The 14,652-nt window shown below is 57.3% G+C and carries 13 protein-coding genes; 5 read left to right on the top strand and 8 right to left on the bottom strand.

The window, feature by feature from the left end:
* Positions 1–596: 596 nt before the first annotated feature.
* Positions 597–1,634, bottom strand: coding sequence for a YeiH family protein (locus DW089_RS05350; protein ID WP_105327002.1), 1,038 nt, complete (start codon positions 1,632–1,634; stop codon positions 597–599).
* A gap of 141 nt (positions 1,635–1,775) precedes the next feature.
* Here DW089_RS05350 and DW089_RS05345 point away from each other — a divergent pair, with 141 nt between their 5' ends.
* Positions 1,776–2,663: a LysR family transcriptional regulator gene (locus DW089_RS05345; RefSeq protein WP_118286907.1), complete on the top strand. Its 888-nt coding sequence runs from the start codon at positions 1,776–1,778 to the stop codon at positions 2,661–2,663.
* On the opposite strand, the gene DW089_RS05340 is transcribed toward DW089_RS05345, so the two are convergent.
* Complete coding sequence (locus DW089_RS05340; RefSeq protein ID WP_118286906.1) at positions 2,640–3,902, bottom strand: GspE/PulE family protein; 1,263 nt, start codon at positions 3,900–3,902, stop codon at positions 2,640–2,642. The two genes, DW089_RS05345 and DW089_RS05340, sit on opposite strands and share 24 nt — an antisense overlap.
* A 131-nt stretch (positions 3,903–4,033) precedes the next feature.
* Here DW089_RS05340 and DW089_RS05335 point away from each other — a divergent pair, with 131 nt between their 5' ends.
* Positions 4,034–4,573, top strand: a complete 540-nt coding sequence (locus DW089_RS05335; protein ID WP_118286905.1) for a hypothetical protein — start codon at positions 4,034–4,036, stop codon at positions 4,571–4,573.
* A complete protein-coding gene (locus tag DW089_RS05330; RefSeq protein WP_118286904.1) occupies positions 4,570–5,844 on the top strand; it encodes a type II and III secretion system protein in 1,275 nt (424 codons plus the stop codon). The genes DW089_RS05335 and DW089_RS05330 overlap by 4 nt, the downstream gene beginning before the upstream one ends.
* A gap of 62 nt (positions 5,845–5,906) precedes the next feature.
* Here the strand turns inward: DW089_RS05330 and DW089_RS05325 are convergent, their stop codons facing one another.
* On the bottom strand, positions 5,907–6,842 hold the full coding sequence (locus DW089_RS05325; protein WP_105326998.1) for a cation diffusion facilitator family transporter: 936 nt from the start codon (positions 6,840–6,842) through the stop codon (positions 5,907–5,909).
* A gap of 309 nt (positions 6,843–7,151) precedes the next feature.
* Here DW089_RS05325 and DW089_RS05320 point away from each other — a divergent pair, with 309 nt between their 5' ends.
* Positions 7,152–7,796, top strand: coding sequence for a CoA pyrophosphatase (locus DW089_RS05320; RefSeq protein ID WP_105326997.1), 645 nt, complete (start codon positions 7,152–7,154; stop codon positions 7,794–7,796).
* Between the two features lie 56 nt (positions 7,797–7,852).
* On the opposite strand, the gene DW089_RS05315 is transcribed toward DW089_RS05320, so the two are convergent.
* Entirely contained in the window at positions 7,853–10,324 is a 2,472-nt protein-coding gene (locus DW089_RS05315) for an excinuclease ABC subunit UvrA (protein WP_118286903.1), read from the bottom strand.
* 324 nt (positions 10,325–10,648) lie between these two features.
* Between DW089_RS05315 and DW089_RS05310 the strand changes: the two genes are divergently transcribed.
* On the top strand, positions 10,649–11,515 hold the full coding sequence (locus DW089_RS05310; RefSeq protein WP_105327440.1) for an aldo/keto reductase: 867 nt from the start codon (positions 10,649–10,651) through the stop codon (positions 11,513–11,515).
* Positions 11,516–11,596: 81 nt separating this feature from the next.
* On the opposite strand, the gene DW089_RS05305 is transcribed toward DW089_RS05310, so the two are convergent.
* The 4 genes from DW089_RS05305 to DW089_RS05290 form a co-directional block, all read right to left on the bottom strand.
* Positions 11,597–12,028 (bottom strand): arsenate reductase ArsC, encoded by a 432-nt coding sequence (locus DW089_RS05305; RefSeq protein ID WP_118286902.1) that lies wholly within the window; start codon positions 12,026–12,028, stop codon positions 11,597–11,599.
* Entirely contained in the window at positions 12,021–13,067 is a 1,047-nt protein-coding gene (gene arsB / locus DW089_RS05300) for an ACR3 family arsenite efflux transporter (protein ID WP_118286901.1), read from the bottom strand. The genes DW089_RS05305 and arsB overlap by 8 nt, the downstream gene beginning before the upstream one ends.
* A complete protein-coding gene (locus tag DW089_RS05295) occupies positions 13,064–13,381 on the bottom strand; it encodes a helix-turn-helix transcriptional regulator (protein ID WP_105326993.1) in 318 nt (105 codons plus the stop codon). The genes arsB and DW089_RS05295 overlap by 4 nt, the downstream gene beginning before the upstream one ends.
* Positions 13,382–13,617: 236 nt before the next feature.
* Positions 13,618–14,505: a LysR family transcriptional regulator gene (locus tag DW089_RS05290; protein WP_105326992.1), complete on the bottom strand. Its 888-nt coding sequence runs from the start codon at positions 14,503–14,505 to the stop codon at positions 13,618–13,620.
* Between the last annotated feature and the right edge of the window lie 147 nt (positions 14,506–14,652).

Below are 14,652 nucleotides of genomic sequence, written 5' to 3'. Positions count from 1 at the left end.
ACGATTTTGCGCACTGCAAAACGAACAATAAAAATGGCTTGCGAACTCAACCTAGTTCGCAAGCCATTTTTTGTTCGTTATAGACATATCCTAATGTATCCTAATAAACTTCCTCAGTCAGTCCTGCGGACTGACGGCCCCTTAGTGGTTCGCAGCACTCCAATCAGCCGCGCCCCGCGGGCTTGCTTCTTGGGCTGCTATCACATGGCTCACATTAGCCAAGAGCATTTTGATAAACTGACATGCTCTTGGATGTGGCGCAACGCTTTGCCGGGCTAGTCTTAGACCCATACTGGTCGTGTGCTAAACAAGTTTTGAGAAGAAATCACAGTATGTAAATACTAGACACTACCCTTCGCTGTCACTTGACCAGTAGAGGTCTGGAACGCTTCCTGCAAGCATTGCGGCCGCATCCAAACAGCCCAACAAATTCTGCAAGAGGCTGTTTGGTTAATAAGGCCCATGCGATAGCCGTCCAGGAAGTGAGCCCTGTGGGCGAAACTGACTGGAGTACGGCGAACCGCTCGGGAAGTGTCGCCGCAGGCGACGATGGAAGTTTTATTATTTCCCAACCCCTTTTTATTTTCTCCTATTCCTTACCACAAATGCATCATATGCTGCAGCAAGAGGCTGACCACGGTAATGCCGATCCAGCAGCAGCCCCCCAGCAAGATGGGCTTGCCCCCGGTTTTCACCAGCTTGACGATGTTACTGTTTAGCCCAATGGCGGCCATGGCCATGACAATCATGAATTTGCTCAGTGTCTTTAACGGCCCAAAGACCTCGTGGCCCACCCCCATATGCAGGGCAATGGTGGTCACAATGGAAGCCAGCACAAAGTAGATGATAAACTTGGGAACCAGGGAGGAAATGCTCAGTTTCTTCTTCCCTTCCTTGGCTTCCAGGTCTTCTTCCTTTTTGGCATAATACAGGGACAGGGCCACCGTAATGGGAATAATGGCCAGGGTCCGGGTAAGCTTTACCGTCACAGCCTTATCCAGGGTGGCGTTCCCCAGGTTCCACATGCTGTCCCAGGTAGCAGCGGCAGCGGTTACCGAGGAGGTATCGTTGACAGCGGTGCCGGCAAAGATCCCGAACCCTTCCCCGCTGACCGTACTAAAGCCCAATGCAGCCCCCAGCATGGGGAACAGAATGGCGGCCAGTACATTAAAGAAGAAAATAACAGAAATCGCCTGGGCCACTTCTTCATCGTCCGCATGGACCACCGGCGCCGTAGCAGCAATGGCGGAACCCCCGCAGATGGAAGACCCCACCCCAATCAGGGTAGAAATCTTGGTAGGAATGTTCATGGCCTTGTGCAGCAGGTAGGACAAAATCAGCGAAGTGGAAATGGTGCAGACGATAATGGGCAGGGACTGCTTGCCGGTGGCAGCCACCACGTTCAGGTCCATGCCAAAGCCCAGCAGCACTACGGCCGCCTGCAAAATGATTTTGGACGTCCATTTGATGCCCGGTTCCGCATTGCCCTTGTCCGTCCAGAGCATGGTAATCACCATACCCAGCAAGATGGCAATGACAGCACCCCCGATTACCGGAAACAGCTTCCCGCAGATCCAGGCTGGAATGGCAATGGCCAGGCAGACCAGGATTCCTTTTGTTTTTGTTTGACCCATGTTTCTCCCCCGTTCCAGGCCCCGGCTTCCCGGCGCCCCAAGTAGTTTTTTGAAAGTTCGCTCATTATTATAGCAGAGGTCTTCCGAAATAAAAAATTATGTTTTATAATGAGCCTATAAATTATTGTTATGGAGGCGCTTATGGAACCACGGTTAGAAACGTTTTTATGTGTTTGCCAGACCATGAATTTTACCCGGGCCGCCGAGCAGCTGAACCTGACCCAGCCCGCTGTATCCCAGCATATCCGGTTTTTGGAAAAACAGTACGGAATGCCCCTGTTTATCCACGACGGCCGCCGGCTGCGCCTGACCCCGGCCGGAAAGGTCCTGCGGTCGGCAGTTTCCGTCATGCGCAACGATGAGGCCGAGGTGCGCCGCCGGATGCAGACAGCGGAGGCCCCCTCCCAGCAGCTGTTTTTCGGGGTCACCATGACCATTGGAGAATACGCCGTGACCCAGCCCCTGGCCGCCTACTGCAAGCGCCACCCGGAAAAAAATATCAAAGTGGTTTTTGGCAACACCAAGGAACTGCTGGAGCTGCTGGAACAGGGCCAGCTGGACTTTGCCCTGGTGGAGGGATACTATCCCGCCAACCAATTTGACCATATGCCCTACAGTACGGAAGCCTTTGTGCCAGTGTGCGCCGCCTCCCACCAGTTTGCCCGGGAACCCCGGCGGCTGCGGGATCTGCTCTGCGAACGGCTGATTGTCCGGGAGCCCGGCTCCGGTACCCGGAACATCCTGGAGCGGAACCTGGCCCTGCAAGACCTGACCATCAGCGATTTCGCCCACTATATCCAGGTGGGCAATATGCATACCATTATTGGGCTGATGTGCCAGGACTGCGGCATCACCTTCCTGTACCGGATTGCCGTAGAAAAGGAGCTGGCCCAGGGCAGCTGCCACCAGCTCCATTTGCAGGATTTTTCCATGGAACACGATTTTGACTTTATCTGGGTGCGCAACAGCATTTTTTCTGCGGAGCACCGGGCCATCTGTTCCGAGCTAAAGGCCCTGGCCAGCAGCTAAGCCCGGCCGGGGTCCCAGCACCCGGAGCAGCTCCTCCGGGGAGGTAATCCCCTGGAGCACCTTCTGCCGGCCATCTTCCCACAGGGTGGTCATACCGGCGGCGCAGGCCGCCTGTTCCAGCTGCTGTTCTCCGGCCCCCTGAAGGATTTGCCGGCGCAGACCTTCATCCAGCAGCAGGACTTCCTGGAGAGCCAGCCGCCCCTGGTAGCCCGTATGCCGGCAATGGGGACAGCCCACCGCCGTATAGAGAGGCACCTGCTCCGAGACCCCCAGATAGCTGCGCTCCCAGCCAGCTGCCTGGGGCAGTTGTTTTTTGCAATGGGGACAGAGCACCCGCACCAACTGCTGGGCAGCAGCTGCCTGCAAAGCAGCCGCCAACAGATAGGGCTCCACCCCCATATCCAGCAGCCGGGTCACCGCTCCTGCTGCCGTATTGGTGTGCAGAGTGCTGAACACCAAATGTCCGGTCAGGGCCGCTTGGATGCTCATGGCGGCCGTTTCCCGGTCCCGGATTTCCCCCAACATGATAATGTCCGGATCCTGGCGCAAAATGGTGCGCAAAGAGCGGGCAAAATCCAAGCCCACCTTCCGGTTCACCGCCACCTGGCTGATGCCGTCCAGCTGGTACTCCACCGGGTCTTCCACGGTAATGATATTTTTCCCCTGGCGGTCCAGGGTGCTGAGGAGAGCGTACAGCGTAGTGGATTTGCCGCTGCCCGTAGGCCCGGTAACCAGAATCAGCCCATGGGGCTGCAGTACGGCCTGGCGCAACTGGGCCAGATTGTGCTGGGGAAAGCCCAGGGCGCCCAATTCCAGCCGCACCCGCTGCCGGTCCAGCAGCCGGAGTACCAGGGTCTCCCCGTAGAGCGTAGGCAGGGAGGAAACCCGGATATCCACCAGGCGGCCTTCCCATTCTCCCTGGAGCCTGCCATCCTGGGGCAGACGTTTTTCCCCAATATCCAGCCCCGCCATAATCTTAAACCGGGACAACAGCGGTTCCTGGAGATGTTTGGGCACCAGGGTGAGAAATTGGAGCACCCCGTCAATCCGGCAGCGGACCTGAAGTCCGTCCTTGCCCGGTTCCAAATGGATATCGCTAGCCCCCAGGCCCAGGCCCTGATTCAGCAGGGTTTCTGCCAGGGCAATGGCCGGAGAAGCTGCCCCGCCTGTTTCTTCCGGCAGCACGTGCGTAGACAATAGAATAAAGTGGCTTTGTGAAGTGGAAATTGATGGTCCCATTGCGTCCTCCTAAAGCTTGATTTCCCTTTTATTATGCCAAATAACCCGTTCGTTTCAAAGTTATTGAAATAAACGGGTTTTCTTTTATAATAATCGGGAGAAGGCCACATTTTTTCCAAGGAGGACCGCTTATGCTCACCGCTTTTCTTTCCACCTATTCCCTGCCCCAAATCCGTCCCGTCCACCTGGTATTTCCCCTGCTGCTGGGCTGCACGGCACTTTCCCTGTACCTATACAGCCGTCCCCTGCCCTATCCGGACGTGCCCCCGGTACCCAAAGTGAAAACCCAGCAGACAAAGCCCCAACTCCCAGCCTCCACCTTACAAGTACAAAAGAACCGGGTGTCCCCCCAGCGGGACCCGTTCCGGCCCTTAAACCATCCAGTAACCGTTTCTCCGACGGTGCCCAAAACCGCTGCCCCCAAAACAGGTGCAATTTCAATTCCCAGCAGCGGCACTGCGGCCGCGCCCCAGCCAGCAGCCGTCCGGCCCCGGCTTTTGGGGCTCCTGTCCTGCCAAGGCAAGCGCCAGGCCCTGTGGTCCACGGCCCAGGGGGTACTCCGCACCCAGGAAGGGGATACCCTTCCCAATGGCAGCAGGATTACCGCCATCGGCTCCCGCTCCCTAACCACCACCCAGGGGGAAGTGGCCCTTGGGGAGGTGCTGCCATGAAGGCCCTGTTTTTAGCACTTTGCTTCCTGCTGCTCCCACGCCTGGTGCTGGCCGCTCCGCCCATTTCCCTGTCCGTGGACCGGGCACCGGTGCGGGACGTGCTCCAAACCCTGGCCTCCCTGTCCGGGGAAAGCATCATCACAGACCCGGAGCTGCGGCAGACGATTTCCCTGGAGCTCCACGAGCTGCCCTTTGAGGAAGCTTTGGACCTGATTACCCAAAGCAGCGGCCTTAGCTGCCGCCGGGAGGGAAAGGTCTATCTAGTGTCCACTCCGGAGCGGTTCAAGCAGCGCTTTGGCAGCCTGTCCCTGCACCCTTTGGAATACATTCCAGCCAAGGAAACGGCGGAAACCCTAAGGCCCCTGTTTACTGGCCCCCTATCCTACGACAGCATCACCAACACCCTGCTATTTGGCGGCGACCCGGCCCAGGACCGGCAACTGGCCAAGGCTTTGGAAACCCTGGACCGCCCCACCCGGCAGATTACCCTGGAAGCCCGGATTCTCTCCCTGGACGAAGACGCTTCCCGGGAGCTGGGGCTGCAATGGAACTGGGGTCCCCTGCCCACGAAAAGTACCGACCAAACGGAGGACAGCGGCAGCCAGGAAACCTACGCCGGGCGCATCCATCTGGGCCACGGCTATTCCACCCAGTTCCAGGCTGTGCTGTCCGCCCTGTGCCAGGAGGGGAAGGCCAAAATTCTGGCTACGCCCCGAATTATTACCCTGCCGGGCAAGGAAGCCAGCATCTTTATCGGCGACCATATTCCCGTCGTCACGGAAAAGGTTACCAATTCCACCACCAGCACCACCACGGAATACGTGGACGCCGGCATCCGGCTGTCCTACACTCCCATTCTCAGCCAGGACGGGCTGATTACCGCCCAGGTCCATACGGAAGTCAGCACCCCCACCCTGATTGCCGAGCTGAAGAACTACCGGATTACCAGCCGCACCGCAGACACCCACGTGCGTATGCGGGAAAAGGAAACCCTGGTGATTGGCGGCCTCATCAGCGAGCAGGAGCAGCGGCGGCTGGAAAGCGTGCCCCTGTTGTCCAAGCTGCCGCTTTTAGGCGAATTCTTCAAGTTCCGCTCCCGGAGCAAAAGCAAGACAGAAGTCTGTATGCTGCTGACGCCCTACATCACAGAGTCCGGCCATTCCCCCAGCATTTATGGGCCAGCCGAACAGGAAGCCCGGGCAGGACACCAGCCAGCCTCCTCTGCCCCCGCAGCTTTGCCCCAGGGGGAGGACCCGGCAGCCCAGCCCTAATAGACAACAACAGCCGTCCTCCACTCTCCTGTGAGTGGGGAACGGCTGTTTGCCTGTGTTTCCTATTTATCGTCCGGCCGGTGGTCCCAGATATCTTCCTTGCAGGGGATATGGGGATCGGGGGATACGTGAACCATGCAGTGCTTGACTTCCGGGAAGTTTTGCTCGATGGTATCGTGGACCTCGTCGGCGATATGGTGGGCCTTGAACAGGCTCAGGTTCCCGTCGGCGGTAATATCAATGTCCACGTAGAATTTGGCGCCGAAAAGGCGGGTTCTGATGGAGTCAATGCCCCGGACTCCGGGCTGGTCCATGACATGGTTGCGCATATCCTGAATGGTTTCTTCGTTGCAGGCGTGGTCCACCAGCTTGTCGGAGGCATCGTGGAATATGCCCACAGACGCGTAGATAATCATCAGGCAAATGACAATGGAGGCCAGGGGATCCATAATGGGATACCCCATCCGGGCCCCAAAGATACCGATAAAGGAACCAATGGAGGACAGGGCGTCGCTGCGGTGGTGCCAGGCATCGGCCATCAGGGCACCGGAGTGGATTTCGTCTGCGGCGTGCTTGGTGTACCAGAACATGGCTTCCTTGGTGACAATGGAAATCACGGCAGCGGCCAGGGCAATAAAGGCCGGGGCTTCCCGGTTCACATAGGTTTTATGGATAATGGTGGTCACGCCTTCGTAGCCAATGCCCAGGCCGGTGAACAGCAGGATAAAGGCCAGGAACAGGGTGGCAATGTACTCCTGCTTTTCGTGGCCGTACTGGTGGTCCTCATCGGAGGCCCGGCTGGACAGCACCACCCCGAAAATCACGATGATGGTACTGAACACATCGGAAGCGGAGTGGATGGCATCGGAAATCATGGCGGCGGAATGGCCAAAAATCCCGGCCAGGAATTTAAAGGTGCTGAGCATCAGGTTGATGACAATGCTCACATAGGAAACGTGCATGGCAACATCGCTGCTGCTTTGGGTAGGATTACTCATAATAACCACCTGGAATCTAAATTTCAGTAAAAAAAGAACACCTGAGGAACGGCTGGCCCCACAAGTGCTGGCGATATTCTTCTACTTAGTTACTAGTCTAAGGCCAGCCCGGGCCATTGTCAAGAAAGTTGGGAAGGGGTAAGCGTAGCGGCTGTAAGTTAGAAAATCATAACCATAAAGGAAGCTGCCCAGGGGGATATTGCCGCCAGCCGTGAAATATTGTACACTAGAAAGAAGTGCTTCCTGCCTTTGGGCGGGACAAAATAGCAAGGCATAACAGCGGGGATTTCCCCGGGAGGATACATCACTATGACAAACGAAACAACGGGGCGGCAGCAGCTGGCAGCCCTTTGGACGGACCAGGGCCTGAAAGCAGACCGGACCCTGAAGATTTGGGAATCCGCCGTGCTTCTTCCCCTGCGCTGGGGGCAGGAGGGCTGGGAGATTCTTTTTGAGGTGCGGGCTTCCACCATGACCTGGCAGCCCGGGGATATCTGCTTTCCTGGCGGCCACCGGGAGGACAGCGACCCCACCCTGCTCTATACGGCGCTCCGGGAAACGGAAGAAGAACTGGGGATTCCCCGTTCCTCCGTCCAGGTGCTGGGCCCCCTGCCCTATTTCTACGGCCCCATGGGTCCCCTGATTTTCCCCTTTGCAGGGATTCTCCAGGAAGGCCAGGAGCTGACCGTGGACCCTGAGGAGGTGGGCGAGGTATTTGCCGTTCCCCTGAAGGACCTGCTGGCCATGACCCCGGAAACGGGCACCATCCAGATTGGTACCCACCGGGAAGACGATTTCCCAGAGGGCCTGGTGGCACCGGTCAAGCCGGGCTGGAAGCCCCAGTTTGACTACACAGTGTACTTCTATCCCTGGAAGGACAAGATGATCTGGGGCATTACCGCCAGAGTCCTGCACAACTTTTTGCAGCTGGTCAGGGAAAAAGGCTTGGCCTGAGCTTGATAAAAAAAAGATGTTTTTCTGCGGGTGCAGAGAAACATCTTTTTTTGCGTTCAGATAAAGCGTCCCGTTACGCTGTCCAGGCAGCTGCGGATTTCCTGGGGCGTGCCCTGGGCCACAATCCGGCCGCCAGCCTTGCCGCCGCCGGGCCCCATATCCACCAGGTAGTCTGCGGCACGAATCACGTCCAGGTCGTGCTCGATGACCAGCACCGTGGCTCCCAGGTCAAGGAGCTGATGGAATACCCCCAGCAGGGTTTCCACGTCCTTGGGGTGGAGGCCTATGGTGGGCTCGTCAAACACAAAGACCGTATCCCCCTGGCCCCTGCCCATTTCGCTGGCCAGTTTCAGCCGCTGGGCTTCGCCTCCGGAAAGACCGGGAGTTTCTTCGCCCAGGGTCAAATACCCCAGGCCCAGGTCGTGGAGCACCTGAAGCCGGCGCTGGAGCAGGCTGAGTCCCTTGCAGGCAAGGAGGGCCTGGTCCACGCTCATATTCATCAGCTCCGGCAAACTGTAGCTATGCCCGTCCTTGGCCTTCCGATGGATGGCGTGGGCCTCCTTGCTGTAGCGGGAGCCCCGGCAGTCCGGACAGGGAATGTCCACGTCCGGCAGAAACTGCACGTCCAGGGAGATTTGCCCGGTGCCGTCGCAGGTAGGGCAGCGGAGTTTGCCGGTATTATAGGAAAAGTCCCCGGCCTTGTACCCCAGGGCTTTGGCGTCCTCGGTGCGGGCGTACACCTTCCGCAGCTCGTCGTGAATCCCGGCGTAGGTGGCCACGGTGGAGCGGACGTTGATGCCGATGGGGGTGGCATCGATGAGCTTCACCTGGGAGATGCCCGGGGCTTCCACGCTTTTCACGTGGGCCGGAAGGGGCGTGCCTTCTATCGCAGCCTTCAGGGCAGGAATCAGGCTCTCCAGTACCAGGGTGGTCTTCCCGGAGCCGGAAACCCCGGTGACCACCGTGAGGCGCCCTAGCGGCAGCTTGACGTCCAGGGGCTGCACCGTGTGAAGCTGGTCCGTTGCCAGGTGCAGGGTTCCCTTGGCAAACAGTTCTTTTTGGGGCAGTCCCGGGGGCAGCAGGTGGGGCTTTTCCTCCTTTTGCAGGTAGGGGCCAATCAGGGACTGGGGATTCTGCTCCAGCTCCGCCACTGTGCCCTGGGCTACCAGCTTTCCGCCGTCAGCCCCGGACCCCGGTCCCATTTCCAGCAGATACTGGCTGTGGCAAAGAACCTGGGTATCGTGGTCCACAAGTACCACCGAGTTGCCGTCCGCCACCAGGTCGTCCAGCACCGCCGTGAGCCCCTGGAGGTTATAGGGATGGAGCCCAATGGAGGGCTCGTCCAGCACGTACAGTACCCCGGTGGTCCGGTTCCGCACGGCCCGGGCCAATTGGACCCGCTGCCGCTCCCCGGTGGACAGTGTGCCGGAAGCCCGGTCCAGGGACAGGTACCCCAGCCCCAGGTCCCTCAGCCGTTTGGCCGTGTCCAAAAAGGCTTCGCAGATGCTTTGGGCCATGGGGCGCATTTCTTCCGGCAGGGAAGCGGGCACTCCCCGGACCCAGACCACCAGGTCGTCCAGGGTCATTTGGGAAGCCTGGTCCAGGCCAATCCCCCGGAGCCGGGGCGCCCGGGTAGCTTCCGACATCCGGGAGCCGTGGCAGTCCGGGCAGACCCCTTCCTTCAGGAACCGCTCCAGCCGCTTCATGCCCTTTTCATCCTTGACCTTGGCCAGGGCATTTTCCACGGTATAGTTGGCGTTGTAATAGGTAAAATCCAGCTCGGTGCTCTGCTGAGTTTTGGGGTTGATGTAGAGAATGTGCTTTTTCTCCGCCGGGCCGTGGTAAACGACCCATTTTTCTTTTGGCGTCAGGTCCTTAAAGGGCACGTCCGTACGCACCCCCATTTCCCGGCACACCTCCTTCATCAGGGACCACATCAGGGTCCCCCACACCACCACGGCCCCCTGGTCGATGGTCAGGTTCTCGTCGGGCACCAGGGAGGCCTGGTTCACCGTCCGCACGATGCCCGTACCGCCGCAGGTGGGACAGGCGCCCCGGCTGTTAAAGGCCAGATCTTCGGCCCCTGGCCCGTAGAATTTGGCGCCGCACTCCGGGCAGGTAATTTCCTGCATGGCGGCTACCGCCAGGGAGGGCGGCACATAATGGCCGTTGGGGCAGCGGTGGCTGGCCAGCCGGGAGAATATCAGCCGCAGGCTGTTGGACAGCTCACTGAGGGTGCCAAAGGTACTGCGGATACCCGGCACCCCAGGCCGCTGGTGGAGGGCCAGGGCGGCCGGCACGTAGCGCACCTCGTCCACATCTGCCCGCTGGGCCTGGGTCATTCGCCGCCGGGTATAGGTGGACAGGGACTCCAGGTACCGTCGAGAGCCTTCGGCATAGAGGATGCCCAGTGCCAGGGAGGATTTCCCCGAACCGGACACCCCGGCAATACCCACAATTTTGTGTAAAGGAATATCCACATTGATATTTTTCAGATTATGGACCCGGGCGCCCCGGACCTGAATCATTTTAGGAGAGGAAGACAAGAAAATCACCTCGCAGAGAATAGCTGGGCCGCACCAGGTTTATTGCGTTTAGGGGTGCTGACCCCGGGCCGTCTGCTGGACGGTCACTGCTTTTATTATAGCGGCAAAGGCCAGCCAGGACAAATGACGGCGGAAAGCCTGCCGCTGCCTGGGATCTGGCATAACAAAAAACGCATGGTTTTTAGCCAATTGGAATTCATAATTTCACTTTCTTCCAGCTCTTGACATTCAACTGGACTTTAGTGTTAAGGTATAATCAGCAAGCAATTGCAGGTTTGCAAGGAAAGGAGCTATGCTTTTATGACTATCCCTTTTGTAACGCTAAATAATGGTGTAAAAATGCCCCAGGAAGGCTTTGGGGTGTTCCAGGTCACGGACCTGGAACAGTGCAAGCAGGCGGTGAAGGACGCCCTAAACTTGGGCTACCGGCTGCTGGACACAGCCAGCAGCTACCAGAATGAGGAAGCGGTGGGCGCCGCCATCAAGGAAAGCGGCGTTCCCAGGCAGGAACTTTTCCTGACCACCAAGGCCTATATGCAGGAAATGGGCTACGAAAAGACCAAGGAAGCCTTTGACCGGTCCTGTAAGAAACTGGGGACGGATTACCTGGACCTGTACCTGATCCATATGCCCCTGGCGGATTACTACGGGTCCTGGCGGGCCATGACGGAGCTCTATCAGGCCGGACGAATCCGGGCCATCGGCGTCTGCAACTTCCTGCCCGACCGGCTGGTGGACCTGTGCTTCAATACAGATATTGTGCCGGCGGTGAACCAGCTGGAACTGCATCCCTTCTACCAGCGGGCTGACGAACTGGCCCTGCTCAAGGAATACGGCGTGCAGCCGGAGGCCTGGGCGCCCTTTGCCGAAGGCATGAACGGTATGTTCACCAACCCGGTGCTCTCCGCCATTGCCGAGGCCCACGGCAAAACTACTGCCCAGGTCATCCTGCGCTGGAACGTACAGCGGGGCGTGGTGATTATCCCCAAATCCGTCCATAAGGAACGGATGGAGCAGAACCTGGCCATCTGGGACTTTGCCCTGACGGACGCAGAAATGCAGCAGATTGCCAGCCTGGACCTGGGCCGGCCCCAAATGCTAGACACCCGGAACGTCAAGGAAGTACGGCGGGTGTACGATTATCTGAACAACCCGGTAGTAACCAGCTTATAAACTGGAGAGAAGCTGTCCTCCAAACTAAAGAATCCCCCGCTGCGATGCGCACCGGGGGATTTGTTGCTATAAGCTTTTCTGTTAGGCTTTGCCGTTCAATTCTTTTTGCTTTTCCGCTTCCAGCCGCACTTTCAAAGCTTGGATTTTCTTTATTAGGCGTTCCAGGGTCTGGCGATAGGCTTCCTCTCCTTTGCCGGTGGGGTCTTCCAAACCCCAATCTTCACGCCAGCGGGCCGGCAGGGCTGGGCACTGGACGCCGCAGCCCATGGTCACCACCCCATCCAGGGGCGGCAGCTGGTCCAAGGTTTTGCAATACTGGCCTTGGGCCTTCATATCAATCTGGTACAGCTTGGCCAAAAGGTGGCAGGCTTCCGGATCGATTTCTTTGGCGGGCTGGGTTCCTGCCGAGCAGCTGGTCCATACGTCCCCCGCCAGTTTCCTTGCCAGGGCTTCCGCCAACTGGCTGCGGCAGGCATTATGGACACATACAAAGGCAATCACTGGCTTAGTCATGGGAGAACCACCCTTTCGTAGCATTGGCAAAACGCACCAAAAGCAGCATGACAGGCACTTCTGTCAGTACACCCACGGTAGTAGCCAAAGCAGCCGGACTGGTGGTGCCAAAGAGAGCCACCGCCACTGCCACTGCCAGTTCAAAAAAGTTGGAGGCTCCAATCATACCGGCGGGAGCAGCAATAGCAAAAGGAAGCCGCAAAAACCAACAGAGGGCATAGGCCAGCCCGAAGATAAACAGGGTCTGCACCACCAAAGGAACTGCTAGAAGTACAATATGGACGGGGTTTGCCAAAATCACCCCAGCCTGGGAGCTGAAAATCAGCACCAGCGTCAGCAAAAGGCCCAGGGTGGTAATGCCGTCAAATTTGGGCAGAAACGTTTCTTCCAGATACTGCTGCCCGTAACGGCGGGTAACATAGGCCCGGGTGGCCACGCCAAAAACCAGGGGAATCACCACAAAAAGGAAGATGCTCACAAACAGGGTACTGTACGGCACAAATACCTGGGAAACGCCCAACAGAAAGGAAACAATAGGCACAAAGGCCACCAGGATAATCAGGTCATTGGTGGCAACCTGCACCACGGTGTAGGCCGGATTTCCGTGGGTCAGGGTGCTCCAGACAAAGACCATGGCCGTACAGGGAGCGGCTCCCAGAAGCACCATTCCCGCTAAATATTGGGTAGCCAGATCCGGGGCAATCCAGATGCGAAACAGCCCATAAAGGAACAGGCAGCTAAAGCCGTACATGGTAAAGGGTTTAATCAGCCAGTTCACCACCCAGGTCACAAAAAGACCTCTGGGATTCTCGCCGATAGCCCGGATGCTGTTAAAATCCACTTTTATCATCATGGGATAAATCATGACCCAAATCAGCACTGCAATGGGCAGGGAAATGCCCGCCAGCTGAAGCTTGCCCAAAGCCTCCGGCAGCGCCGGGACCGCGGTGCCTAGGGCTACGCCAATCACCATACAGCCCAGCACCCACCAGCTGAGATGACTTTGGAAAGAAGAAATACCGGGTTTTGCCTGGGTCATGGCTGCACCTCCTGACAGGGTTCCGCCCTGCGATAACAGGCCTCCCCACATTGGAGAGAGTCAATAAAACTGCGAAAGGCCAGCAGGGTATCGCAGTTCAGGGAATAATAGGTGTTCTTCCACTCTTTCCGGCTTTGGACCAAGGCACATTCCGTCAGCACCTTCATATGGTGGGACAAGGTGGGCTGGGCAATCTGAAAATGTTCCAACAAATTGCAGGCGCACAATTCCCCCTGAGTCAAAAGCTGGACAATCTGCATCCGATGACTGTCACCCAAGGCTTTGCACACCAGCGCTGCATCTATTGCATTCATCGTAATACCTCTTTTCCCAATGGGCTGCGGCAGCGTCCCATCGATTATTATCAATATGATAAATACATTGTAGGTATCAAATCGATATTTGTCAATATGATTATTTTGCAATAGTGCAGATTGCAGGAAACCACCCGCTGTGGTATTCCGTCCATCAATTATATCTTATATCTATACATGATTTTATCAAAAATACCGGACTCTCCCCACAGGAAGCGTCCGGTTATTTTTTATGGCTATTGGGCCAGGTTTTTCTCGGCCTGTTGTTTCAGGTATTGAACCACGTCCTTGAACAGGAAAATCTTTTCGAAGTCCTTGTTCCACATGGCGTACACGTCCACGGTGAATTCGTCTTCCATAGGGATACCCACTACCCCGCCGCCCTGGGTAAAGGAGTCTTCCATCATAAAGCCGCAGCCCATGCCTTTTTGGATCAGCTGCTGCATGACCTGAATCTGGTTGCAGCGGTGGACAATCTTCAGCTCTCCGCCAGCCCTCTGGAGTTTTTCCGGCAGGCCCTGGCGCATCAGGAATTGGTCCCCAAAGTAGGAAATCAGCGGTTCATGGCAAATGTCCCGAAAGCCCACGGTTTTCCGCTGGGCCAGGGGATGGTTTTCCGGCACCACAAACAGGAAGCGCCGGCGGCACCAGAGAAAGTACGGGAAGTGGTTATTCTCCGGGGTATAGGGCACCAGCAGCAGGTTGATTTGCCGGTCTTCCAGCTTTTGCAGCAGGCTGGGCACCAGTTCGGAGGTGACTTCCACGTCGATTTCCGGAAAGCGGGCGTGGAGGCTTTGGTAAAAATCAGGAAAGCAGGAAGCGTTGGTCATAAAGGTGGTTCCCAGCCGCAGCACCTGCTGGCTGGAGCCATAGCTTTCCATGACCCGCTGGATATGGTCCACGTCCTGGAGCACCGGTTTGGCCATGCGCAGGAGATCCTGCCCCGGCGGGGTGGGCATGACGCCCCCTTTGCCCCGGTACAGCAGGGATACCTGAAATTCCTTTTCCAGTTCCTTGATGGCTTTGGTCAGGGTGGGCTGGGTGACGTGAATATTGACAGCTGCCCGGGTGAAGTTTCCTTCCCGGCAGACTTCCACAAAGTATTGGAGTTGGAGCAAGTTCATGGCAGTTCCCCCTTCGGCAGATTCAAACAGACTCCCCTATTCTTTCCCATTCTACAGCCTGAAAAGGGAAATGTAAACCAACGGTATACCAGAAGCCTTTCCTGGAGCTGTTTTCCGGCTTGCTCCCGCTCCCTGCCTGGAGTACAA

It is taken from the genome of Acidaminococcus sp. AM05-11 (assembly GCF_003472805.1).
Classification (GTDB): Bacteria; Bacillota; Negativicutes; order Acidaminococcales; family Acidaminococcaceae; genus Acidaminococcus; species Acidaminococcus hominis.
The sequence above is the reverse complement of the archived record's forward strand: the minus strand, read 5'-3'. Positions and strand labels throughout refer to the sequence as shown.